This is a genomic window from Chryseobacterium sp. Leaf201, assembly GCF_001421435.1.
GTDB lineage: Bacteria > Bacteroidota > Bacteroidia > Flavobacteriales > Weeksellaceae > Chryseobacterium.
In genome coordinates, this window is record NZ_LMKA01000054.1 from 33,710 (window position 1) to 56,811 (window position 23,102).

At 40.9% G+C, this 23,102-nt stretch carries 18 protein-coding genes; 8 read left to right on the forward strand and 10 right to left on the reverse strand.

What is annotated here, in order from left to right:
* Window positions 1-87: 87 nt before the first annotated feature.
* The 3 genes from ASE55_RS05160 to ASE55_RS05170 form a co-directional block, all read right to left on the reverse strand.
* Entirely contained in the window at window positions 88-1,173 is a 1,086-nt protein-coding gene (locus tag ASE55_RS05160; protein WP_056216308.1) for a 2Fe-2S iron-sulfur cluster-binding protein, read from the reverse strand.
* On the reverse strand, window positions 1,170-2,489 hold the full coding sequence (locus tag ASE55_RS05165; protein WP_056216310.1) for a phenylacetate--CoA ligase family protein: 1,320 nt from the start codon (window positions 2,487-2,489) through the stop codon (window positions 1,170-1,172). Before ASE55_RS05165 ends, ASE55_RS05160 begins: the two co-directional genes overlap by 4 nt.
* 235 nt (window positions 2,490-2,724) lie before the next feature.
* On the reverse strand, window positions 2,725-3,300 hold the full coding sequence (locus ASE55_RS05170; protein WP_056216311.1) for a TetR/AcrR family transcriptional regulator: 576 nt from the start codon (window positions 3,298-3,300) through the stop codon (window positions 2,725-2,727).
* Between the two features lie 382 nt (window positions 3,301-3,682).
* Here ASE55_RS05170 and clpB point away from each other — a divergent pair, with 382 nt between their 5' ends.
* The gene (gene clpB / locus ASE55_RS05175) at window positions 3,683-6,277 is read left to right on the forward strand and encodes an ATP-dependent chaperone ClpB (protein WP_056216313.1); all 2,595 of its coding nucleotides are present in this window, start codon (window positions 3,683-3,685) and stop codon (window positions 6,275-6,277) included.
* A gap of 300 nt (window positions 6,278-6,577) precedes the next feature.
* Complete coding sequence (locus ASE55_RS05180) at window positions 6,578-7,573, forward strand: zinc metalloprotease (protein WP_056216315.1); 996 nt, start codon at window positions 6,578-6,580, stop codon at window positions 7,571-7,573.
* Window positions 7,574-7,668: 95 nt separating this feature from the next.
* Here ASE55_RS05180 and ASE55_RS05185 read toward each other — a convergent pair whose 3' ends face one another.
* Entirely contained in the window at window positions 7,669-7,866 is a 198-nt protein-coding gene (locus ASE55_RS05185; protein ID WP_238584996.1) for a hypothetical protein, read from the reverse strand.
* 8 nt (window positions 7,867-7,874) lie between these two features.
* Complete coding sequence (locus ASE55_RS05190) at window positions 7,875-9,272, reverse strand: S8 family peptidase (RefSeq protein ID WP_082474351.1); 1,398 nt, start codon at window positions 9,270-9,272, stop codon at window positions 7,875-7,877.
* A gap of 268 nt (window positions 9,273-9,540) precedes the next feature.
* Between ASE55_RS05190 and ASE55_RS05195 the strand changes: the two genes are divergently transcribed.
* Genes ASE55_RS05195 through ASE55_RS05210 form a run of 4 tightly spaced genes read left to right on the forward strand, consistent with a single transcriptional unit; the run spans window position 9,541 to window position 12,238 of the window.
* Window positions 9,541-10,182: a hypothetical protein gene (locus ASE55_RS05195; RefSeq protein ID WP_056216319.1), complete on the forward strand. Its 642-nt coding sequence runs from the start codon at window positions 9,541-9,543 to the stop codon at window positions 10,180-10,182.
* 3 nt (window positions 10,183-10,185) lie between these two features.
* Window positions 10,186-10,836: a hypothetical protein gene (locus ASE55_RS05200; protein ID WP_056216321.1), complete on the forward strand. Its 651-nt coding sequence runs from the start codon at window positions 10,186-10,188 to the stop codon at window positions 10,834-10,836.
* A complete protein-coding gene (locus ASE55_RS05205) occupies window positions 10,815-11,600 on the forward strand; it encodes a sensor histidine kinase (RefSeq protein WP_056216323.1) in 786 nt (261 codons plus the stop codon). The genes ASE55_RS05200 and ASE55_RS05205 overlap by 22 nt, the downstream gene beginning before the upstream one ends.
* Window positions 11,597-12,238: a response regulator transcription factor gene (locus ASE55_RS05210; RefSeq protein ID WP_056216325.1), complete on the forward strand. Its 642-nt coding sequence runs from the start codon at window positions 11,597-11,599 to the stop codon at window positions 12,236-12,238. The genes ASE55_RS05205 and ASE55_RS05210 overlap by 4 nt, the downstream gene beginning before the upstream one ends.
* 40 nt (window positions 12,239-12,278) lie before the next feature.
* Here ASE55_RS05210 and ASE55_RS05215 read toward each other — a convergent pair whose 3' ends face one another.
* Window positions 12,279-14,141 (reverse strand): M1 family metallopeptidase, encoded by a 1,863-nt coding sequence (locus ASE55_RS05215; protein WP_056216327.1) that lies wholly within the window; start codon window positions 14,139-14,141, stop codon window positions 12,279-12,281.
* 89 nt (window positions 14,142-14,230) lie between these two features.
* Entirely contained in the window at window positions 14,231-16,603 is a 2,373-nt protein-coding gene (locus ASE55_RS05220; RefSeq protein WP_056216329.1) for an outer membrane beta-barrel family protein, read from the reverse strand.
* A 149-nt stretch (window positions 16,604-16,752) separates the two neighbouring features.
* Here ASE55_RS05220 and ASE55_RS05225 point away from each other — a divergent pair, with 149 nt between their 5' ends.
* A complete protein-coding gene (locus tag ASE55_RS05225; RefSeq protein ID WP_056216330.1) occupies window positions 16,753-18,075 on the forward strand; it encodes a sensor histidine kinase in 1,323 nt (440 codons plus the stop codon).
* Complete coding sequence (locus ASE55_RS05230) at window positions 18,065-18,751, forward strand: response regulator transcription factor (protein WP_056216332.1); 687 nt, start codon at window positions 18,065-18,067, stop codon at window positions 18,749-18,751. The genes ASE55_RS05225 and ASE55_RS05230 overlap by 11 nt, the downstream gene beginning before the upstream one ends.
* On the opposite strand, the gene ASE55_RS05235 is transcribed toward ASE55_RS05230, so the two are convergent.
* The 3 genes from ASE55_RS05235 to ASE55_RS05245 form a co-directional block, all read right to left on the reverse strand.
* Window positions 18,748-19,584, reverse strand: coding sequence for an endonuclease/exonuclease/phosphatase family protein (locus tag ASE55_RS05235; protein ID WP_056216334.1), 837 nt, complete (start codon window positions 19,582-19,584; stop codon window positions 18,748-18,750). The two genes, ASE55_RS05230 and ASE55_RS05235, sit on opposite strands and share 4 nt — an antisense overlap.
* Before the next feature lie 143 nt (window positions 19,585-19,727).
* Entirely contained in the window at window positions 19,728-21,926 is a 2,199-nt protein-coding gene (locus ASE55_RS05240) for a M1 family metallopeptidase (RefSeq protein WP_056216336.1), read from the reverse strand.
* A 179-nt stretch (window positions 21,927-22,105) separates the two neighbouring features.
* Window positions 22,106-22,987 carry an SDR family oxidoreductase gene (locus ASE55_RS05245; RefSeq protein WP_056216338.1) on the reverse strand — a complete coding sequence of 294 codons (882 nt, stop codon included), beginning with the start codon at window positions 22,985-22,987 and terminating at the stop codon, window positions 22,106-22,108.
* Window positions 22,988-23,102: the final 115 nt, after the last annotated feature.

Sequence of the window (23,102 nt, forward strand, 5' to 3'; positions counted from 1 at the left end):
TTTGTTTTTTGTAGTAAAGTAAAATGTCGGTTGTACAATGTATTCTGATATACTTTTTACATTATACATTTTACACTTTACAAAAAATTAAACATCATAATTAAGCATCACCACATTGGTTGTCGGGTGGCACTGGCAAGTCAGAACAAAGCCTCTTGCTACTTCTTCTTCGGTAAGTGCGTAGTTTTTCTCCATGAAAACCTCTCCTTCGAGAACTTCCGCTTTACACGTACAACACACGCCTCCTTTACAGGCAAAGGGCACAGGAAGATTGTCTTTCAGTGCTTTATCTAAGATACTTTCTTTTTTTGAATTGAGGTGGAATGAATATTCATCATCATCGATAATGACCGTTACCATGCTTTCGATATTGGCAATTGCCTTGAATTCATCGCTCATTTCCGCAGAATCCTCTTCATCAGGAGCCGAAAAATATTCAAACAAAACCTGAATCGCCGGTACCTTTTTCTCTTTCTTCAGGTAATCTGAAATCCCTTTGATCATTTCCGAAGGCCCGCAGATAAAATAAGTGGCTTCCCGGACATCAATATCGGTATACCTTTCAAATAAAAGGTCCAGTTTTTCAGGAGAGATCCTTCCTTCAAAAATCGGGTCCTCATGCTTTTCACGGCTTACGAGATAAACCACCTTCAGCCTGCCGCTGAACTTTTCTACCAAAGCATCGATCTCAGCTTTTTTCATCACGTGATTCATGCTCCTGTTGCTGTAGAACAGATAAGCATTAGAATTGGGCTCCTGATAAAGGCTTTCCTTTATATTGGAAAGAATCGGGCTGATCCCGCTTCCTGCCGCTAAACCGACGTACGTCTTTGTATTGGTCGGGTGATAAGCAGTATTGAAACTTCCCATCGGAGGCATTACTTCCAGGACTTCATCCATGTGAAGATGCTCATTGAAATATCCGGAAACCTTCCCGCCTTCCAACAGCTTCACCAATACTTCCAGGGTATTGCCCCGCTCACTCGGAGCGTTGCAGATGGAATAAGAACGGCGTTCTTCGTTACCGTTAACCATTAATTTGAAATTGAGATACTGGCCTTGTCTGAACCTGAATTTGTCTTTCAGCTCTTCAGGAATTTCCAGTGCAACATTAACGGCATCATTGGTATCTTTCTGAACTTTTACCGTTTTTAATTTATAAAATGAATTCATTTCGATTTTAGTATTCTGTTAATTTTTCCACCTTCACATTTAGGCAGACTGTCCTGAGCATGGATTTTTACTTTTGTGGTGATTCCTACCCTTTTTTTTATTTCGTTTTCGATGCTTTTCCCAAAACTTCCTGCGAAATCAAGGTATGCATCTGTATTTAATTCCAGATTTTCTTCCGTCACTAGCACATCATCAATTTCAACATCAATATCCAATGCCACACACATCTGTTCTTTTTCCACCGGAGTCAGATAATAATTCGGCACTACGCCTTTTACATGGGAAAATGCTTCTTCAATCTGGCTCGGATAGACGTTGACCCCCCTTACAATCAGCATATCATCAGCCCGGCCAAGAATCGGCTTCATTTTAACCATCGTTCTTTTGGCATTTTCATCGTAGTACAGACTTGTGATATCATTGGTCCAGTAACGCAGAAGCGGCATGGCCTTTTTTGTTAAAGTGGTAATCACCAAAACCCCTTCTTCACCTAACGGAAGCGGCTCTTTGGTAATTGGGTCTAAGATTTCAGGATAAAAATGGTCTTCCCAGATGTAAGAACCTCCTTTTTCCTCAAAGTCTTCCATCGAAACTCCGGGTCCGATAATTTCACTTAACCCATAAATATTGGTTGCATGAACACCTAATTTTTCTTCAATATGATGTCTAATAATCTCCGTCCACGGTTCTGAACCTAAAACGGCATATTTTAAACTGATTTCGTCTGATGAGATTCCTCTTTTCGCAAATTCATCAGCGATTGTTAAAGCATAAGAGGGTGAGCAGCAAAGTACTTCAGGTTTGAAATCTATGATTAAATCTACCTGTCTTGTGGTCATTCCGCCCGAAATCGGAAGAACGCTCATGCCTAATTTTTCCGCACCGTAATGAAGTCCGAGTCCGCCTGTAAAAATTCCGTAACCGTAAGCGTTATGCAACTGCATTCCCGGTTTTGCTCCGGCTGCATTCAATGATCTTGCCACCACTTCACTGAACAGGTCAACATCTTCTTTGGTATATCCCACCACGGTTGGCTTTCCGGTTGTCCCGCTTGAACAGTGAATTCTCTGCAGTTCATTTTTCGGAACCGTAAATAAGCCGAACGGATAATTGTCCCTTAAATCCTTCTTATAGGTAACCGGAAGTTTTGTAATGTCTTCTATTGATTTTATATCATCAGGTGATATCCCTGATTCATCGAATTTCCCTCTGTAAAAATCAGATCTCTCCTGAAGATAGTGTACAAGCCCCACCAATCTTTCCGACTGGAGGTTCCTTAACTCATCTAATTTTAAATATTCAACGGGGAAGTCCATAATTAACTAACTAACACTTGTTAGGTGTAAATTTAAAAAGATTTTATGACCTGGCAAAATTTTTATGATTTTTGTCACGTTTGAATTAAGAACGAAGTTAAAGTAGACAAATGTTTGTGTTGAGTTTGTCGTTTAAGCACAAACAGAAAGTTTACAAACGTAATCAGTGGAGCGTAAAACCTCTAATAATTAGAGTTGGGATTCTTCCTTCGTCAGAATGACAAAATACGGTTTGTTATTTCTGGTTTCCGAGCAGCCCAAAAAGCACTTTATCCCTTATTTCATCGGTGATTTCAGTAGTGGATTCAATATTTCTTTTAAACCAGAAATATGAGTTGTTCAGGGTATGGAGTATAAACCTAGTGGTGAAAGCCGGAGATTTCAGTTCCCAGTTTTCTGCCTTGTAGATTTCAGAGATCAGCTCTTCTACATCCTGCTGGTAATTTTTTCTCAGTTCAATAAATTCAGGCAGCCTTTCTTCCAGATGCTTCCATTCATTGGAGTAAATATGGGTGACATCACGGTTTTTAAGAACAACCGACAAATGTTTATCAATAAAGAGATTCAGTTTTTCTTTAGGAGGAATATCGGTATTTTTTACTTTCTGAAGTTCGGTAAAGAAATCATTGGCAATGCCGAAGCAGATCCATTCCAGAATTTCTTCTTTTGAACGGATGTGCGCATATAAAGAAGCGGCCTTGATGTTCAGCCTCGTAGCCAGATCTCGTACAGAGCTGCCCATATACCCTTTCTCTTTGAAAAGTTCTACAGCAATGTCCAGTATTTTCCTTTGTTTTTCTTTCAGTTCCATCAATGGAGGCAAAAGTAATTATTTTGATTTTAATAATCTGATTTTTTTCTTCTCTACAATGGAGAAGAATTTATTACGATTAATAGTTCGCCTGACGATTCTTACATTATTTTAAACAGAAATTTTATGATCCGGAAATTTTGTCCAGCAAAATTCAATTAAAAATACATATTTCGGAAATTTTGTCTTTATTTTTTAAAAAATCAACAATTGAATACTTTTTGCGATAAAGAAATCAGAATTAAATGATTAAATAAGATTAAGGGCATCAGAAATTAGAAAACCGGATTAGGAAATTAACATTTATCTTAAACGTATGGTCTGAAATCTGATGTCTGAAATCTAAAACTGAACTGAGTAAAAAATCAAAAATATATACAATATGAATTTAAACCAATATACTGTAAAGTCACAGGAAGCCATCCAGGCCGCACAGCAGGTCGCCATGGAATTCGGCAATCAGAGTATAGAGCCCCAACATCTTCTGGAAGGAATCTTTCAGGTAGATGAAAATATATCGCCTTTCTTATTAAAAAAATCTGAAGCAGACGCAGCTTTGGTAAGGGAACGCAACCGTGAAAATCTTGAAAAGCTTCCGAAAGTACAGGGAGGGAATATTTATCTTTCACAATCGGCAAACAAAGTGTTGCTTGATGCTCCCAACATTGCTAAAAAGATGGGTGATGAATTCGTAACCATTGAACATTTATGGTTGTCACTTTTAGAAACAAATTCTGAAGTTTCTAAAATGCTGAAAGATATGGGTATGACCAGAAGCCTTCTGGAAGGCGGAATTAAAGAATTGAGAAAAGGAAGCAAAGCCACTTCTGCAAGTTCAGAAGAAACCTATCAGTCCTTAAATAAATATGCTAAAAACTTCAATGAATTAGCAGCAGAAGGAAAATTAGATCCGGTTATCGGCCGTGATGAAGAAATCAGGAGAGTTTTACAGATTCTTTCAAGAAGAACAAAAAACAACCCGATCCTGATTGGTGAACCGGGAGTTGGTAAAACTGCAATCGCAGAAGGAATTGCCCACCGAATTATCAGTGGAGATATTCCTGAAAATTTGATGGATAAGACCTTGTATTCACTGGACATGGGAGCTTTGATTGCCGGTGCAAAATACAAAGGTGAATTTGAAGAGCGTTTGAAATCGGTCATCAATGAGGTTACAAAATCCAACGGGCAGATCATTCTTTTCATCGATGAGATCCACACGTTGGTGGGAGCCGGAGGCGGCGAAGGTGCGATGGATGCAGCCAATATCCTGAAACCTGCCCTGGCAAGAGGGGAATTAAGAGCCATCGGTGCCACGACTTTAAATGAATATCAAAAATATTTTGAAAAAGACAAAGCACTGGAAAGACGTTTCCAGAAAGTGACGGTGGAAGAACCGGATACGGAATCGGCAATTTCTATTCTTCGTGGTATTAAAGATAAATATGAAGCGCACCACAAAGTAAGAATCAAAGACGAAGCAATTATTGCGGCAGTGGAAATGTCCCAACGCTATATTTCCGACCGTTTCTTACCGGACAAAGCAATAGATTTGATTGATGAAGCCTCCGCTAAACTGAGAATGGAAATCAATTCAAAACCTGAAGAGCTGGATGTTCTCGACAGAAAACTGATGCAGATGGAAATTGAACTGGCAGCTATTTCAAGAGAAGGAAACCAGACAAAAATTGAGCATTTAAAAGAAGATATTTCCAAAATTTCTGAACAGAGAAATGAAATCAATGCCAAATGGCTCAAAGAAAAACAGAAATCTGAGGATTTAACATCCATCAAAAAAGATATTGAATCTCTGAAACTGGAAGCCGAAAGAGCATCAAGAGCAGGAGATTACGCAAAAGTTGCCGAAATCCAGTACGGAAAAATAAAGGAAAAAGAAGATGCTTTGCAGAAACTCGAATTGGAGATGCAGAACCATCAGAATGAACTGATTAAAGAAGAAGTGACTTCTGAAAATATCTCCGAGGTAATTGCCAAATGGACGGGAATCCCTGTTACCAAACTGCTGCAATCTGAAAGAGAAAAATTATTACACCTGGAAAATGAAATCCATCACCGGGTTGTAGGACAGGATGAAGCGATCCAGGCGGTGGCAGATGCAATCAGAAGAAACAGGGCAGGATTAAGCGATGAGAAAAAACCCATCGGGTCATTCCTTTTCCTAGGAACAACCGGAGTCGGTAAAACCGAGCTGGCAAAAGCACTGGCAGAATTTTTATTCGATGATGAAAACAACATGACGAGAATTGACATGAGTGAATATCAGGAAAGACACAGCGTGTCCAGGCTTGTTGGTGCACCTCCGGGATATGTCGGGTATGACGAAGGCGGCCAGTTGACGGAAGCTGTGAGAAGAAGACCTTACTCAGTTGTGCTTCTGGACGAAATTGAAAAGGCACATCCGGATGTTTTCAACACCTTGCTACAGGTTTTGGATGATGGTCGTTTGACGGACAATAAAGGCAGAGTCGTTAATTTCAAAAACTCAATTATCATCATGACTTCGAATCTAGGTTCGCACTTAATTCAGGAGAATTTTGAAAATATTACCGATGAAAACCAGGACGAGATCGTTGACAAAACAAAAGAGGAAGTTTTTGATTTACTAAAACAAACTTTACGTCCGGAATTCCTGAACAGGATTGATGAGATTGTACTGTTCCAGCCTTTAAGGAAAAAAGAAATCGGAAAAATCGTAACGTACCAGTTGAGAGGATTCAATGATATGCTCGCAAAACGAAACATTATTATGACGGCCACTCAGGATGCTTTAAATTATTTAACCAACAAAGGGTATGATCCGGCTTTCGGGGCCCGGCCTTTAAAAAGAGTGATCCAGCAGGAAGTCCTCAACAAATTATCGAGAGAGATTCTGGCAGGAACCGTGAACGACGGCGACAGGATCACACTGGATTATTTTGAGGAAACAGGTTTGGTTTTCCGGCCTGCAGAACTGTAAGTAGTTTTTTTTCATATATATATTATTTTGTAATAAATGCCGCAGATAAAAGTCTGCGGCACTTATTTTTTTATTTAGTGCCTGGTATAACAAATATGGCTTAACCCCAAGAAACCCCTATTAAGCAATATCAAGTTTTCATATTAAATAGTTAAAACAAATGCTCATTTACTATCACATGTTCATTAAAAATACAAAATTACTATTTAATGAATAATAAAATAACTCAACAAATAGGTGAAATACTTGTATATTAACTCCAGATTATTTAATTTCATCATCGTAACAAAATATATATTTATGAAGAAACTAATGTATGGAGTTCTTATGTTGAGCTTCCTGTCTGCCTGCAACAGCGATACTATTGCAAATTCGAGTGAAGAGTCTGATAACCTGGCTGCCGTAGCGGGAGGTTCTGCTTTACAGCGAGGCTGTGCTTCTGAAGAAATCAGGAAGGCTGCCCTGCAGAGCAGTCCTGAGCTCAGACAGAAATATTCGGAACTTGAATCCAAAACTGAAAAATTCGAAAATGACTTTAAGCTCGGAAAAGTATTAGCCGACGGTACCGTAGAAATCCCGGTCGTAGTGAATGTTCTGTACAGGACTTCTACTGAAAACCTTTCTGCTGCGCGGATTGCAGAACAGATTGCCGTTCTAAATGCCGATTACGGCGGAACCAACACCGACGCGTCTAAAATCCCTACGGCATTCCAAGGTATAAAAGCCGGAGATGTAAAAGTAAGGTTCAGACTGGCAAATACTGTGAGAAAGGCGACAACAAAAACCAGCTGGAGTACCAATGATGCTATGAAAAAAGCATCCAGCGGGGGAATTGATGCTACCAGTCCGGCCAATTACCTGAACATCTGGATTGTCGGAAATATGGGACAGATCCTGGGCTATGCCACCTTCCCGGAATCTTCAGGATTATGGAATGACGGCGTGGTGATTGCTGCTTCCTATTTTGGGAAAACCGGTGCTTCATCTCCTTTCAACCAGGGAAGAACGGCCACCCATGAAGTAGGCCATTACCTGAACCTGAGACACATCTGGGGAGACGCGAACTGTGGAAATGACCTGGTGTCAGATACGCCTACGCAGACCGCTGCCAATTACGGAAAACCAAGCTATCCGCTGTACAATACCTGCAGTGGCGTACAGAGATCCGTTATGTTCATGAACTATATGGATTATGTAGATGATGCTGCGATGTTTATGTTCTCTGCGGGACAGAAAACAAGAATGCAGTCTGTAGTAGCCTCTTCAGGTGCAAGATCAGGTTTGAGGGTATTATAAACTGAGATCAGTTTTTATCATTCAATCTTATAATTTTATATAAGCTAAATGCCGCAACAAAAAAAAGTTGCGGCATTTTTATGATCTGTTACTTTTCAGATATTGATATTTCGTTCTTCTTCTACATTTTCCACCCCTTCAATTGCTTTGATTTCAGAAACCAATGAATTATCGGGCTCTACAATAATCACGTTGATCATTTCTAAAACGTCAAGCACTTTAACTCCTTTTTTTTCTAAAGATTCTGTTACTTTATGTATGGAACCCTGAGAAACGGAAATCAGCCATTTCATCTTCATTCTTATTTTTCTATGGGCCCAATCGGATCAATCGGAAATTTGGGATTGATCAAAATCGGTTTAGGGAATGGAAACGGCCTTAACAGTCGGAGCTTAGTCGGAGCCTGTACCAGACCGGCGCCCACATCTCTCTTGGGCTGCGGTAAAGCTTTCGCGGTAGCAATCAGCTTATTCCAGAGATTCATTCCGCGCAGTCCTGTTGCCTGGGCCCAAAGTGCTGCAATCCCGGCTACATGCGGTGTTGCCATGCTGGTTCCGTTCCATGCAGCATATTTTCCAGGAAGTTTGGTTGATGAATATACATTTACACCAGGCCCTGCAATATCTACTGCACCATACGTAAGGAACTGGCCGCCGTTGGAAAATGCCGCAACATTCATATTAATATCTACGGCACCCACCGCCATGATGGAAGGGCAGTTTGCAGGATGCGAAACCGGCCTGATCAAACCCGGACGTGCAGAATCATTACCTGCGGCAGCCACAATTAAAGTTCCCAGAGACAGTGCTCTTGCGGCAGCCGTTTCAAAAACAGCAGAAAATCCTGAGTTTACCGTTGGTGCCCCGAGAGACATACTTACCACAGAGCAGCCGTTGGCAATGGCCCAGTTGATTCCGGCCAGAATTCCGCCGTCAGCGCCTTTGCCCAGATTATTAAGCACTTTACCGATATAAATCTGCGATCCATAAGCAATACCATAGCGTTCTGAAGCTGACACTGAGCTTAAAGGGCCGCATGCCGTTCCCGTACAGTGTGTGCCGTGGCCGTGGCCGTCCTGTGAAGCCTGCCCGGAGACGAAGCTCTGCTGTACAATCGGCCTGCCAGAAAAATCAGGATGACTGAAATCAAAACCGGTATCCAGAATTGCCACCTTAATTCCGGCTCCCGTATAAGGGTTGTAGCTTAAAACGGTAGAGGGTGTAACTTTCGTCGCTTTCAGCCCCCACGTTGATCCTACAGATTCGATATCGGCTTCCATCGATGTATAATCTTCTTCGTTTAAAGGGGAACCGACAAGCATTTCCGTGAACTGATTAACGGCATCGCGATAACCTTCCACATATTTCTGCGTGGTATCATCCAGCATATGGATGGCGTACACTACCCTCTCTTTTTCCACAATCATACTGCTTTCCCCGAGGCTGCTGATTGAATTTTCAACAGCAGGCTTTTCATTCAAAATGGCAATTCCCAGTTTATCAAGAATAATTCCGTCGGTATCTTCCAGATCTTTCATGGTGAAAAACTCGTTTTCAAAATCAAGCGAACTTTTCAGGTTCAGGCCGCTGTCCTGGTTTATAGAACTGATAGAATCTGCAGTGTTAGCTCCTTCAGGCAAAAGAACCAGATATTTTCCCGTGTATTCTACCTGTTCTGCTTTTTTTAAATTTTTTGACATGATTTTATATTTTATTAATTTCTGCCTACTCTTGGGATTTTCGGCGTTCTCCGTTTCTAAGAATGATTTTGATGTTTAAACACAGGTCAAAGGTCTGCAGAGTCAACAGCAAATTCCTCAGGGATTTACCTGAAACTTCAGCCAAAGACAACGGAAATATTTTACCGTAAAATCACGGTAAGGTAAATGGGGAAAGACCTGAGCTTTTCCGGGAAAATTTTTGAGAGTTTTGTAAAATAATGTTTAATTTTAAATTAAAACCTTAATCATGAGAATCCAGAATTTCACAACCGAACATTTTTTGCTTTACACAGTTACCTTCATTGCAGGCGGGCTGATTTTTTTACTGATCAGAAAGTTGACAGACCATTCTTCGGAACCGCCTTCCGTACCTGTTTCCCCGAATACAATGCCGGAGATCCTCATCCGGAATATGATCAGCAATTACCGCAGGAACCAGCTTGCTGCCATTCAGAATTCATTGCAGATAACAGACGCGCAGTCGGTAAGTTTTGATATCAGAACACTGAAAAACTTCATTTACAGCATTGAAAATGAAAGCAGGAAACGAAATTCTTCTGTAGACGAGAAAGATTTGGGGATCCGATTTTATTACGCAGCATATCCCGAAGATCTCAGCGCACCCGACTTTGACAGTGTGGATAAGAATTACGCAAAAAAGCATACGCTGATTATGATTCCTACCTTGAGCAGACTTGACGAAACGGGTAATTACATGGATTTTGATTTTAATCCGCTTGACGGATCTACCTATATTCAGGGCCGGGAAAAAACTTCACAGCCTGAAACAAGGATGATGGCAGTAAGCTCAAAATCCAGTTCTGAAGTGCTGGCACAGAATCATGGCGGCCTGATACCTCCGGATTCTATTGTAACCCAAAATTATTAAACAATGGATCTCATTAGGCACATCCTGGAATATATTTTTTACCTGTCTGAAGGATTTGCCGCCTTAACAGCACTGTATTTTATAAAGTCTGTAAAAGAAAAAACCTGGAAATTTTTTACCGCTTATCTGGTCATCATTTTTGTTTTAGACCTCTTCGGGAGATTTGGGTATATGTTTTTTGAGTTTTCGAAAATGTACTATTACAATTACCTGGTAATTCCTCTACAGTTTATTTTTTTCTTCTGGCTTTATACGGTGAGATTTCCAAACGGGAAACTTTATTTTTATTCATTGACCTTTCTTTATCTCGTTTCATTTTTACCAAGTGAGCTTTATTTCAGCAAGAGCACGATTATCAATTCATTTAATTATACGTTCGGATGTTTTTTACTGCTGGTTTTAATTGTTTCAGAATATTACCGGCAGCTGTATGCTGATGACATCCTCTATTTCAGGAAAAACAGGATGTTTTATATCAATCTCGGTGTCACACTGTTCTACATCGGAACCTTGCCGTTTTACACTTTTTATAAAATACTGTACAGCGAATATCCATCTTTGTGGTTAACGTACTGCTCGTACGCACAGATCTCGGACATCCTTATGTATTTACTTTTTTCAGCTTCTTTTATATGGGGAAAACAGAATTTTTAGTAACGTTGATCATCTTCAACCTGTTTTTTGTAATGTTCGTCGTTGCAATTGTTGTGTATATCAATAAATACCGGCTCAGGAAAAAGCAGTACCTTAATGAGATGAGGCTGAAAAACGAGATTCACGAAAAAGAGCTTCTCACAATGCAGATTGAGATCCAGCAGGCTACCATGCAGCAGATCGGCAGAGAACTTCATGATAACATCGGGCAGAAACTTACTCTGGTAAGCCTGTATGCCCAACAGCTGCTGCACGAAAAAAAGGAGGAACAGGTAAATGATCGTATCGAACAGATCTCCCAGATCACAAACGAATCGCTGGAAGACCTGCGAAACCTTTCCCGGACACTTACAGACGACAACATCAGCAATAAAGATATTGTTACATTGATTGATAATGAGATATCAAAAATAAAATCGCTCCACAAATGTAAAATTTCATTTGAAAATAACTTAAAAAACAGTGACCTCAGCTTTTCTCACAAAAACGTGCTCTTAAGGGTTATCCAGGAGTTTATCCAGAACAGCATGAAACACTCTGAGTGTGAAAATATTTTTATAAAATTAACCGGCCCGGAAGCGTATCTGTGGAAACTGGAACTTAAAGACGACGGAAAAGGGTTTGTTCAAGACGCACATAAAAGCAACGGAATCGGCCTTGCCAACATAAGGAAAAGAGCAGAAATCATCGGCGCGGAATATGAACTTACCACCGCACCGAACAAAGGCACAGCAATCACCCTGAAAATAAAACATCCATCATGAAAACCACTGTTGTTATCGTAGACGATCATATCCTGATTGCAAAAGCGCTTGAAAGCATCGTTACTCATTTTAAAGATTTTGAAGTCCTGTATGTCTGCGAAAACGGCCGCCGTCTTCAGGAGAATTTAGCCAATCATGCAAAAGTGCCTGACATTATCCTTCTGGATATCAGCATGCCCGAAATGGATGGTTTTGAAACCATACTCTGGCTGCAAAGTGAATATACTGAAGTAAAAACCATAGCCTTAAGCATGCAGGGCGACGACAGCAGTGTGATTAAAATGGTGAGAAACGGGTCCAAAGGGTACCTGCTGAAAAACACAAGCCCGGCAAAACTTGAAAAAGCATTAACAAGAGTGCGCGACGACGGTTTTTATTATCCTGAATGGGCCTCAAAAATTATCTTTTCAAATTTTAAACATCATGAAGAAAGTACAGCATTAAAATTTTCAGACCGCGAAAAAGAATTTCTGAAGTATGCCGTTACAGAACTCAGTTATAAAGAAATTGCAGAAAAAATGTGCTGCAGCCCAAGAACCGTGGAAAGCTACCGCGATCAGCTTTGCGAAAAACTGGAACTGAAAACCCGGGTCGGGCTTGCTGTTTTTGCCTTGAAAAACGGTTTCGCAGATTCTTAAAAGAAAAAAACTTTTTCAATAATAAAAAAGTTTTTAAGTTCTACCAGGTTTTACTGTTGTCAGCCGGCGTATAATCCATAAAAATGCCGCCATCCAGATTCACGGACTTTGCTTTTTTCGTAACCGGAATGGTGAGCATCGTTTTCTTCTGGTCTTTTTCCCATACGGATGGTGAAAAATGCAGTTTTTCAACCGTTCCGTCCTCATAACCGATTTCAGCATCGAAAGGAATCGCAAAACCTCCCACGTTATCCACATGCACGGTAAGAAGGCCGTTTGCCTCTGAGGTATCTGAAACTTTAAGGTCAATATAATAATTCGTATAAAACCAGTTATTAAAAAACCAGTTGAGATTTTTCCCCGAGCCTGTATTCATTGAGTTGAAATAATCCCACGGAACCGGATGCTTTCCGTTCCAGTTGTTCATGTAATGATGCAGTGCTTTTTTAAAAAGGTTATCACCCAGATAGTCTTTTAAGGCCAGATAAGACAGAGAAGATTTCACATAAGAATTGTTTCCGTAACCTGCCCCGCTTACCTGCGTGCTCATCGTGATGATCGGCTGGTCCTGTTCTGCAGAAGGATCACTGATCCATCTTTTTACCCTGAAATTTTTATAAAATTCCTTTGCTTTTGCCTCCCCGTTTTCATCAATTCCGATAAGATATTCCAGTGTGGTCGCCCATCCTTCATCCATGAATGCATACCGGGTTTCATTGATTCCCATATAGAAAGGGAAATAAGTGTGTGCAATTTCATGGTCTGCGGTAAGCCTTGCATCCTGAAAATCATCCGGGATACTGGTATCATTAATCATCATCGGGTATTCCATATCTGCATACCCTTGAATTGCGGTCATCACATTGTACGGATATTCAACGCCCGGCCAGTTTTTTGAAAACCAGTCCAGATTATAACGCATCCACTCTGTATAATGTTCAAAATCTTTCGCTCCGGCTTTATATGCAGTCTGAACACTGGCTCTTTTTGTTTTAAGCTGGACACTTGAGGCATCCCATACATAATGGCTGCTCAGGGCAAAACAGAAATCCGTAATATTTGCGGCTCTGAATTTCCAGGTATTCCATTTGTTCTGCTTCGTGACTTTCCCGGATTTCATTTCCTGTTCGGAAGCGATATGAATGATCTTGTCGCTTTTTAACGAAGCCCTGTATCTTTTTAAATATTCAGGCTGAAGCACCGCATCAGGATTCAGGAAATCTCCCGTTGCCCAGACCACATAATTTTTCGGTGCCGTAATGGCGAAGCTGTAATCATTGAAATCATTGTAAAACTCCTGCCGGTCTGAATGGGGAAGCATATCCCAGCCGTTATAATCATCATAGACGGAAATCCTCGGAAAGGAATAGGCCACGTAAAAAGTTTCAGGATCAATCTGCCCTTCCCTGCCGCTTTGTACGGATAACGGATATTCCCATTCTATTTTAATTTCCGCTTTTGTCCTGGATTTCAGAACCTTGCTGAGCTTTACCTTTTCTACGGTTCCCCAGTCGTCGGTATTCACTGCATACTTTTCACCGTTTACTGTAAACGACCTGATGTGAAGGCCTGATGATAAAAAATCTTTGGAAACCACGCCTGATCTCGGGGCCTGAGGTTTGTGCAGATTGTTGACAAAGCGTATCGCAAGTTCATTAAGATCGTCCGGACTGTTATTGCTGTATACAATGGTTTCTTTTCCTAAAACGGTTTTTGAAGCGGCATCTACCTTTACTTCAACATTATACACCCCTTTGTTCTGCCAGTAATTTTTACCGGGAGCACCCGAAAGGTCACGCGTACCGTTTTCGGATGCTTTTTTAATATTCCTGGGCATATACAGCTCCTGAGCGGAAACCTGTACTGAAGCCAACATGACCAATCCAAAGAAAAGTTTTTTCATGTAAATTTTTTAATACCTGATCACAAAATTAAGCAAAATGTTGCAGAAAAATTATGATGTTAAGTCTCAATATAATGACAAGTTCAATATTACATCCTTCCCTGCTCGTCTGCTTTCTTAATGGATTTGGCATCCTTCACCGATTGGTTTCCGAAGTTGAATTTTAAAGAGAGAGTAACGCTTTGCGTATCGCGGTAATCAATAAAATAATTATCCTGATTGGCATATCTGGTACTTACCTTTTCACCGGATGTCCTGAAAATATCATTAAAGATAAAACTTGCTTCCAGTTTATTGCTGAAAAACTTTTTATTCATCACCAGATATGCAGACGAAGATCCTGAAATTGTGAATGTTCCCTGGATGGAAGGCGAATTATACCGGTGGCCCAGCTCCAGTTTCCAGTCACTTTTTTTATCCAGTGTAAAACTGGTGGAAATATCAGAAACCCAATTCCAGACTTTATTTTTATAGAGCAAACGGTCAATTCCCATAAAATAATTCTCATTGTGCTCAATGTTTTCAGAGAGGCTTAAACTCCACCAGGGCCTGATCTGAAAATTTTTGTACAGGTTTAAACCATACGCCTGGCCTTTTTCAATATTCGTATAATAATACACCAGATTATTGACACTGGGGTCCTGATAAGAGATTTCCATCGATGGGAAGATTTCTTTCCTGTAATAGAAATCAAGGTTCCATTCTTTCCAGGTGTAGGTTAAGTTAAGGTTGTGGATAATTGTGGCTTTCAGCTTCGGGTCGCCCTGGAAATAGGAAAACAGGTTGTAATAAGACTTTGCAGGATTGAGCCATGAGTAAGACGGACGGCTGATGCGCTTTCCGTAAGACAGCCCGAACTGATGATTGCTTTCTGTAGTATATTGGGCATAAAACGTGGGAAATAATTTCCAGTAATTGTTTTTATTGATTTCAAAAGGTTCTGAGACCACCCCTTCCAGATCGGTTTTCTCAGCCCGGAGGCCTGCTTTGAAATTCCATTTTCCGGGATTATACGCCAATGAGGAATACAGTGCGAAATTGTATTCTTTATAATCAAAAATATTGCTTTTATCTGCCCTGTACTGCAACGCTCCATTTTCATTATCAGAAAAATCAAGCTGGCTGCCGGTTTTCACGAAACTGTATTTCCCTCCGGATTCCAGTTCCCATTTTTCATTTTTCCACTGATAATCTGCCTGTGTGGAATAGAGCTGCACATCACTTTTATTGTTCGTTACAAAGTTATTCTCTGCGGGCGGCTGATTGACAAAATCAAGATACGTCAGGACATTCTGATATTTCCGGGCATTGTTTCCTGCAAAATAATTCGTCCATGTCAGTTTGCTTTTAGCATTCAGCTTCCGGTCTGCCTGAAAGCTTACCGAATTATTGATGATCCGGGAATGGTGGTCATTGATGGTGGTATACATGGATTCCGCCACATTCTGATTATTATAGATCAGGGTAGGGACATTGTAGGTTCCGAAAGATCTCGGACTGAAAAATCCTGAATAATTCAGGCTCACATTCGTAAGGCTGTCGATTTCATATTCCAGATTGAAATTCAGGGTGTTCTGGCTTCTGTTCTGGTCTTTCCTGTTCATGGTGCTGATCCACCGCTTCTGGTCTTCAGCATAGTTTACATAATCAGTCCCTTCACGGTAATAGGTCCCGCTCCCGAAATAATAGTTTGCCATTACCGAAAGCCTGTTCTTTTTATAATACTGCGAAATTCCGGCTAACCCTTTTGCATATTGGCTCTGTATGTATTTTGAGGTGATGGTTCCGCGGTACCCTTCAATCTTATTTTTTTTCATCACGATATTGAGAACGGCACTTCCGGATGCTTCATATTTGGCAGGCGGATTGGTAATCACCTCAACGGATTTCACTTCATCACCCTGGGTATTTTCCAATAAGTTTTTCAGTTCATCCCCGGTCAGCATAACTCTTTTATCATTGATGGTCACCAAAATACTCTGGCTTCCTTTGATGGCTAAAACATCATTTCCTGCCGTAACTCCGGGTGTTTTTTTAATAATCTCCCAGGCGTTAAGCGAAGAAATATTGCTGTTTTCCACATTAAATTCCAGCCGGTCTATTTTTCTTTTCACCAACGGCTTCTGCCTGGTCATTACCACTTCCTGAATGTCCTGAACCTCTTTTTTCAGAACAATCTGCAAGGCTCCGTTTTCAATTTCCAGATTGAGCGTTTTTTCAGCCTGGGTGTACTCCAGATCTTTGATGATTAATTTTACCGATTTGTCATCAATATTTTCCAACATGAAAAATCCGTTCTGATCTGTGGTCAGAGTTTTTATTAAAGCATTCTGCGAATTATAAACTTCTACAGAAACCAAAGGAAGCTTTTCATTCTGGGTGTTGGTAACCGTTCCCTGGATGGTATGTTTCTGGGAAAACAGCAGCACCGGAAAAAATAATAAAATGAGGAATTTATACATCGTTAATTTTTTTTAGGTTTAAAAAACGGAGGGCAATACATTTCTCCCGCTACAAAAGTCTGCATTGGCAAAGAGAATTTGGGTTAACGGAAGGTTAATGAAGGGTTAATGGCTGCCGGACAAAAGATGAAAGCTTTATCTTTGTTTCAATGATTTCAAAAAGTAAAAACCTTATCGCTCTTTTTACCGCTTTATTCCTGCTTCTTATAGGGATCCAGGGGTATTTCATGTATAAGACCTATCAGGTGAAAGAGCGTGAAATCTACCGTACCGTACACAAAAGACTCACAGAATATACAGACCGCCTGGAAGATAGAGGTGCTATGAGAAAATCACCGGACGATTCCATACAGGCAATTTTAGTCCGTTTTAAAGACAGAAAAATCACCCGGGATGAGTTCCTGGATCTTTTTGACAAGAACAGAAAGGCTACCGAAAAGGAATTCAGCAAATTTGTAGATAAACAGTTTAAAGAGGAAGGCTATCAGGTAGCGGTAAAAATTGAGTATTCATCGATTGTTTTTAACCCTACGAAAACCAACCTCATCCGTAAGCCTATCGTAATTTATGAAACGGAGAAGAAGGTTAAAAATGCCGGGATTGCCAATACAGGATCCTGGGAAACCATTTCAAAATCCACCGATGAAACTGATAAAAAAATCACCAGAAACAACAGCTTTTCAGTCAGGAGCATTACCGGATATGAAATTTTAAATATCAAAAGTGTTGTTTTCAAGGAACTGACTTTGCTTATTCTCTGCTGCATAGCCCTGCTTGCCAGTGTGCTGAGCCTTTATATTTTCACCATTAAAAATCTGATAAAGCAGCAGAAGCAGATTGAGGTTCTCCATACGATTGTTGACAATATTTCCCATGAGTTCAAGACACCGATTGCCACTTTAAAGATCGCTTCCAAAGCCCTCAAAAAGAACATGAATCATGAAACCACGCTTCCTCTTATCGACAGGCAGATTATCCGCCTGGAAAGCCTGCTGCATCAGCTGCACCAGGAAGAGCATGAAGAACATGCAGACAGGATCCGGCCAGAGGACTGGAACTTTTTTATTCAGGATTTGGCGTTTACCTATTCCGGAAATACCTTCAGGCTTCAAAGCAATGTTGTAAAAGAACTTTCTTTCGATAAAAACCTGATGGAAACGGTTATTAAAAACCTATGTGAAAACAGCGTGAAATACGGAGCCTCTGAAATTGATATCCATCTTACTGATCTTGAAAAAAACCTGGAAATTACCGTAGCGGATAACGGAGAAGGAATCCCTAAAAGTGAAATGAAAAGTATTTTTGAAAAATTCTACAGGATACAGGCCAATAACATCCACAACACAAAAGGCCTTGGGCTGGGACTGTATTTCGTACACAATATCATTACAAAGTATAAAGGGAAAATTGATGTGACCAGTACCCTGAAAAAGGGAACAACTTTTAAAATAAACCTTCCGTATGAAAACTAAAATCTTATTGGCAGAAGATGATTCCGATTTTGGAATGATTTTAAAACAGTATATGGAACTGGAAGATTTTGAGGTAACATGGTTTCAGAATCCGGAAGATATCGTAGCCATTTTACCTTCAGACTTTTCATTCCACATTGGTATTTTAGATATTATGATGCCGAATATTGACGGGTTTTCTTTAGCTAAAATGATTTTAAAAGAAAAACCAGGGTTCCCGCTGCTTTTCCTGACCGCTAAAAACCAGAAAATAGACCGGCTTACCGGACTGAAAATAGGAGCGGACGATTACATTTCCAAACCCTGCGATCCTGAGGAACTGATTCTGAGGATCAGGAATATCCTTAAAAGGACGCTGCCTGTACCTGCCGAAACCCTGATAAAAATCGGTGAATATACGCTTGATACCGAAAAGCTACTGCTTTCTCACCGGCAGTCTGATATAAGGCTTACCATCCGGGAACAACAGCTTTTGCTTTACCTGCTGAAAAACAACCGCAAGACTATAAAGCGGGATGATATTTTAGACAATCTCTGGCAGACCAGCGATTATTTTACAGGCAGGAGCCTTGATGTCTTTATCAGCAGGCTGCGGAAATATTTTATCCATGATCCTGAAATAAAAATTCAGTCCCTTAGAGGAATAGGCTTTGAAATTAATTTCCCGGCCAACTAATTTTTCAGGAAACTCAGTTCCGCCAGTACAGGGAAATGGTCTGAAGGATACAGCAGGTTCTCTCTCCTGTCATTGATGTGGCGGTGAGATCTGATCTTGAAACCTTTCACAAAAATATAATCGATCCGGTCTTTAGGAACCTCATTGATATTGAATCCTGTAAATGTCCCTTTAGGCCCGTAATGCTTCGTCTCCGAATGGTAAAAAGAATCCTGAAGGTTCTGCGACATGATTTTAATCGGTTCCGAATCTTCTGTCAGGTTGAAATCCCCACTCACGGTAACCGGTAAATTTTTAGGATTGATTTTCCTGATCTTCTTTAAAATCAGTTCTGAAGATTTTACCCTTGCGATAGTGCCGATATGGTCAAAATGAAGATTCAGAGCCATGAATTCTTTCTTTGATTTTTTATCCCTGAAAACGGCATAGGTACAGATCCTGTTCAGCGCAGCATCCCATCCTCTGGAGGGTTTTTCCGGAGTTTCCGAAAGCCAGAATGTCCCTGATTTTACCGCCTGCAGCCTCTCAGTATCATAAAATATCGCTGAAAACTCCCCTTTTTCTTTTCCGTCATCTCTGCCGACCCCAATGTAATCATAATTTTTCAATCCGTTTTTAAGATCTTTCATCTGTCCGGGAAGTGCTTCCTGAACGCCGAAATAATCAGGATGATAATAAGTAAGCAAATCCTCGACATCCTGTTTCCTGTTCGTCCATGAATTCTCTTTATCGGAATCTACATTCAGCCTGATGTTGAAGCTCATTACTTTAAGATCCTGTGAAAAACCTAATGCAAAAAGCATCAGAAATACGATGGAAAATCTGAAATTCATACGTTCTTATTTTAATTATCAAAACAGCAAAAATAAGATTTCTCCATCAGAGAACCGTTATGGATTCTATATTTATTGTTAATTAAGCCCAATAAAAAACTCCGGAATATCCGGAGCTCTGTATGTATTTGAATTAAGGAAATTTATTCCTTCGTAAATTTGAACTCCCGTCCTGCCTGTGTAAAAGTAATTGTTTTTTTGTCTGCGCTGAAAGTCATTGAGATTTGCGCCTGGTCAAAAGTAAACGTATTGTTTCCTGCATACTCAAGAGGGAATTCCTGCTGGCCCGTTGCCTGGCCGAAGAGCTGGCTGTTCTTTTCCTTGAATGTTATTTTTATAGGTAGGTCTTTACTGCCGTAGGTTCCCGTAAAATCTTTAACATTGATTTTCTCCACAGGTTTTGCATCTGCTGAAGACCAGCTGTTGTTCTGGGCATTCACATCAGGGATATTGGAATCCGGATCAAGCTTCACCTGCTCTATTTCTTTGGCAGAATCCACTTTAAACGTCCATTCTGTATTTCTTTTCCATACCTCAACAGGTATCTTTACGATCTGCTGGGTCCCGTCTTTGAATTTCACCTGTACGGTGGTAGGCATCGGCAGCTGTCCGATATTTTCAACGGTAACCTGCGCTCCGTTTTTATAATCCCCGTTTACGTATTTCACATTTTTCACAGCCTGGTCTATTTTCCATTTGTTGATAAACCAGCCTCTCCAGAACCAGTTCAGCTCTTCACCCGAAACATTTTCCATCGTGTGGAAGAAATCCCACGGCGTCGGATGCTTGAAAGCCCAGCGCTGAATGTAGGTCTTGAATGCTTTGTCAAATTTTTCAGGCCCCAGGATCGATTCCCGTAAGATACCCAGTCCCATCCCCGGTTTGTAGTAAGCCAAAATCCCGATGTTGTTTTCCTTCATGTTGTCCGGTCCTACCATAATCGGCTCAAAACTGTCATTCATCAGGAATGCTCCCATCTGGGCTATATTTTTCTTTTCGTAATATTCCCCTTTATTAAAAGCTTCTGTTGAAAGTTCATTGATAAAAGTGTTAAACCCTTCATCCATCCAGGCAAACAGTCTTTCATTGGAACCTACAATCATCGGGAACCAGTTATGCCCGAATTCGTGATCGGTAACGCCCCAGAGCTCTGCGCCTTTAGAATTCATATGGCAGAAAACGATGCCCGGATATTCCATTCCGCCTTCGTTTCCGGCAACGTTGGTAGCGGCAGGATAAGTATATTCATACCATTTAGCAGAATAATGTTCGATGGCCGCTTTTGTATATTCCGTTGATCTTCCCCATGCTTTTTCCCCGGCACTTTCTACAGGATATGCAGAGATGGCCAGTGATTTTTTTCCGCTTGGAAGGTTAATTCTTGCCGCATCCAGCACAAAAGCCGATGAAGATGCCCAGGCAAAATCCCTGGCCTGTGTGATTTTGAATTTCCAGATTTTCGTGCCTGCCTGCTGGTTCTTCCCTATTTCAGATTCAGAACGGATCATTACTGTTTTATCGCTGTTCTTAGCCTGCTCCCATCTGTTATTTTCTTCTTTGGAATACACTTCTTTCGCATTAAGCAATTCTCCTGAAGCCACTACATAATGACTCGCAGGAACCGTGATGTTTGCAGTGATATTACCATATTCCAGATAAAACTCAGATGCTCCCAGATATGGCATCGTATTCCAGCCCAATACATCATCATATACGCACATCCTCGGGTACCACTGCGCTATGGTAAAGACCTTTCCGTTCTTCGTATCTTCTATTCCCATCCTGTCTGATCCGTATTTCGGGGAAAGGAATGAGTATTCAATTTTAATTTTTGCAACGCCTCCCTGCGCTTTCAGTTCGTTGGGCAGGTCAATCTGCATTCTTGTGTCTGTGATGGTATATTTCACGTCTTTACCATCAAGCTTTACCGACTTGATGGTATAGCCTCCTTCAAATTCTTCTCCATGAGATCCGTTACGGCTCCCGGACATCGGAACTACCGCATTTCCTCTCGAATCTTTTTCAAACAGGTTTTGATCCAGCTGCAGCCACAGAAACCCTAATTTATCCGTACTGTTGTTGGTATAAGTAATTTCTGCCGTTCCGGTAATTTCATTTTTGGCTTCGTTAAGGCTCACATTCAGATTATAGTCTGCGGAATTCTGCCAGTACGCATATCCCGGCTGTCCGCTTGCAGATCTTGTCGGAGTCCCGGTCTGGGTATAGAAAAACGGCTTAAAAGCCTCTACATAATCATATTTGGGTGCTTCCTGAGCATAGGCCGGCTGTGAAAAGAGCATAACGGCTAGAGTGGAAACGAGGATCGGAAATTTACAATTCATTGAATTATTATTTTGTTTGGTTAATTAGTAAAGCAAACTACCGGAATTGTTACATTCCGGCAGCTTTTACTTCTTGCAATAAGAGCGTATTTCAACTCAGTACTTAAACTTAATAAATATTAGAGCTGATTTAAATACATCATCTCCGGAAAATTATTTTGAATAATTAATACCTGAAATTAATTGGATTTCTGTGCTTTAATCATCGCTTCCAGGGCATCCCACATTTCCTGCGGAATATCCTCCAGCATATTGAATTCTCCGGCGCCCTGCAGCCATTCCCCGCCATCAATAGTTACCACTTCACCGTTAACGAAAGATGAGAAATCCGAAACAAGATATGCCGCAAGATTAGCGAGTTCCTGATGTTCCCCCACCCGTTTAAGCGGATTTTTCTTTGCCAGGTCAAACTGGTCTTTCATATCTCCAGGCAGCAACCGGTCCCAGGCTCCTTTCGTAGGGAAAGGCCCCGGAGCAATGGCATTAAACCGGATGTTGTATTTCCCCCATTCAACAGCCAGAGACCTCGTCATGGCCAGAACCCCTGCCTTGGCACAGGCTGACGGAACTACATAAGCAGAACCGGTCCACGCATATGTTGTCACGATATTTAAAACCGTTCCCGGAGTTTTTGAGTCGATCCAGTGTTTACCGACGGAAAGTGTACAGTTTTTAGTTCCTTTCAGCACAATATCCAGGATAGAATCAAAAGCAGAGTGGGTCAGCCGTTCCGTCGGGGAAATAAAATTCCCTGCAGCATTATTCAGAAGGATATCAATTTTCCCGAATTCTTTCAGGGCTGCTTCTTTCATGGCTTCCACCTCATCCCAGTTTTTTACATCACAGGCTACGCAAAGCACTTTTCCGCCGGTCTGCTCTTCCAGTTCCTTTGCAGTTCCCTGTAATTTTTCCAGATTTCTGGAGGTAATCACTACTTTCGCCCCTAATTCAAGGAAGTATTTGGTCATGGCTTTTCCCAAACCGCTTCCGCCTCCCGTTACGATTGCTACTTTATCTTTGAGTGCATCTTCACGCAACATCGGCTGTGTATACAGATTCATATTTTTATTGTTTGAGTAAATTTAAGATTTTAAGTGGTTCGGCAAGCTATAAATAATATGCGGACAATAATAAGCATTGCATGTTTTTAGTTTCGGCGGCGGCAAGGCCGCCGCC

Excerpts from the sequence above, each read along its gene's own strand:
- ASE55_RS05160 (WP_056216308.1), bottom strand. The coding sequence starts at position 1,173 with ATGAATTCATTTTATAAATTAAAAACGGTAAAAGTTCAGAAAGATACC.
- ASE55_RS05165 (WP_056216310.1), bottom strand. The coding sequence starts at position 2,489 with ATGGACTTCCCCGTTGAATATTTAAAATTAGATGAGTTAAGGAACCTC.
- ASE55_RS05170 (WP_056216311.1), bottom strand. The coding sequence starts at position 3,300 with ATGGAACTGAAAGAAAAACAAAGGAAAATACTGGACATTGCTGTAGAA.
- clpB (WP_056216313.1), top strand. The coding sequence starts at position 3,683 with ATGAATTTAAACCAATATACTGTAAAGTCACAGGAAGCCATCCAGGCC.
- ASE55_RS05180 (WP_056216315.1), top strand. The coding sequence starts at position 6,578 with ATGAAGAAACTAATGTATGGAGTTCTTATGTTGAGCTTCCTGTCTGCC.
- ASE55_RS05185 (WP_238584996.1), bottom strand. The coding sequence starts at position 7,866 with ATGAAATGGCTGATTTCCGTTTCTCAGGGTTCCATACATAAAGTAACA.
- ASE55_RS05190 (WP_082474351.1), bottom strand. The coding sequence starts at position 9,272 with ATGTCAAAAAATTTAAAAAAAGCAGAACAGGTAGAATACACGGGAAAA.
- ASE55_RS05195 (WP_056216319.1), top strand. The coding sequence starts at position 9,541 with ATGAGAATCCAGAATTTCACAACCGAACATTTTTTGCTTTACACAGTT.
- ASE55_RS05200 (WP_056216321.1), top strand. The coding sequence starts at position 10,186 with ATGGATCTCATTAGGCACATCCTGGAATATATTTTTTACCTGTCTGAA.
- ASE55_RS05205 (WP_056216323.1), top strand. The coding sequence starts at position 10,815 with ATGGGGAAAACAGAATTTTTAGTAACGTTGATCATCTTCAACCTGTTT.
- ASE55_RS05210 (WP_056216325.1), top strand. The coding sequence starts at position 11,597 with ATGAAAACCACTGTTGTTATCGTAGACGATCATATCCTGATTGCAAAA.
- ASE55_RS05215 (WP_056216327.1), bottom strand. The coding sequence starts at position 14,141 with ATGAAAAAACTTTTCTTTGGATTGGTCATGTTGGCTTCAGTACAGGTT.
- ASE55_RS05220 (WP_056216329.1), bottom strand. The coding sequence starts at position 16,603 with ATGTATAAATTCCTCATTTTATTATTTTTTCCGGTGCTGCTGTTTTCC.
- ASE55_RS05225 (WP_056216330.1), top strand. The coding sequence starts at position 16,753 with ATGATTTCAAAAAGTAAAAACCTTATCGCTCTTTTTACCGCTTTATTC.
- ASE55_RS05230 (WP_056216332.1), top strand. The coding sequence starts at position 18,065 with ATGAAAACTAAAATCTTATTGGCAGAAGATGATTCCGATTTTGGAATG.
- ASE55_RS05235 (WP_056216334.1), bottom strand. The coding sequence starts at position 19,584 with ATGAATTTCAGATTTTCCATCGTATTTCTGATGCTTTTTGCATTAGGT.
- ASE55_RS05240 (WP_056216336.1), bottom strand. The coding sequence starts at position 21,926 with ATGAATTGTAAATTTCCGATCCTCGTTTCCACTCTAGCCGTTATGCTC.
- ASE55_RS05245 (WP_056216338.1), bottom strand. The coding sequence starts at position 22,987 with ATGAATCTGTATACACAGCCGATGTTGCGTGAAGATGCACTCAAAGAT.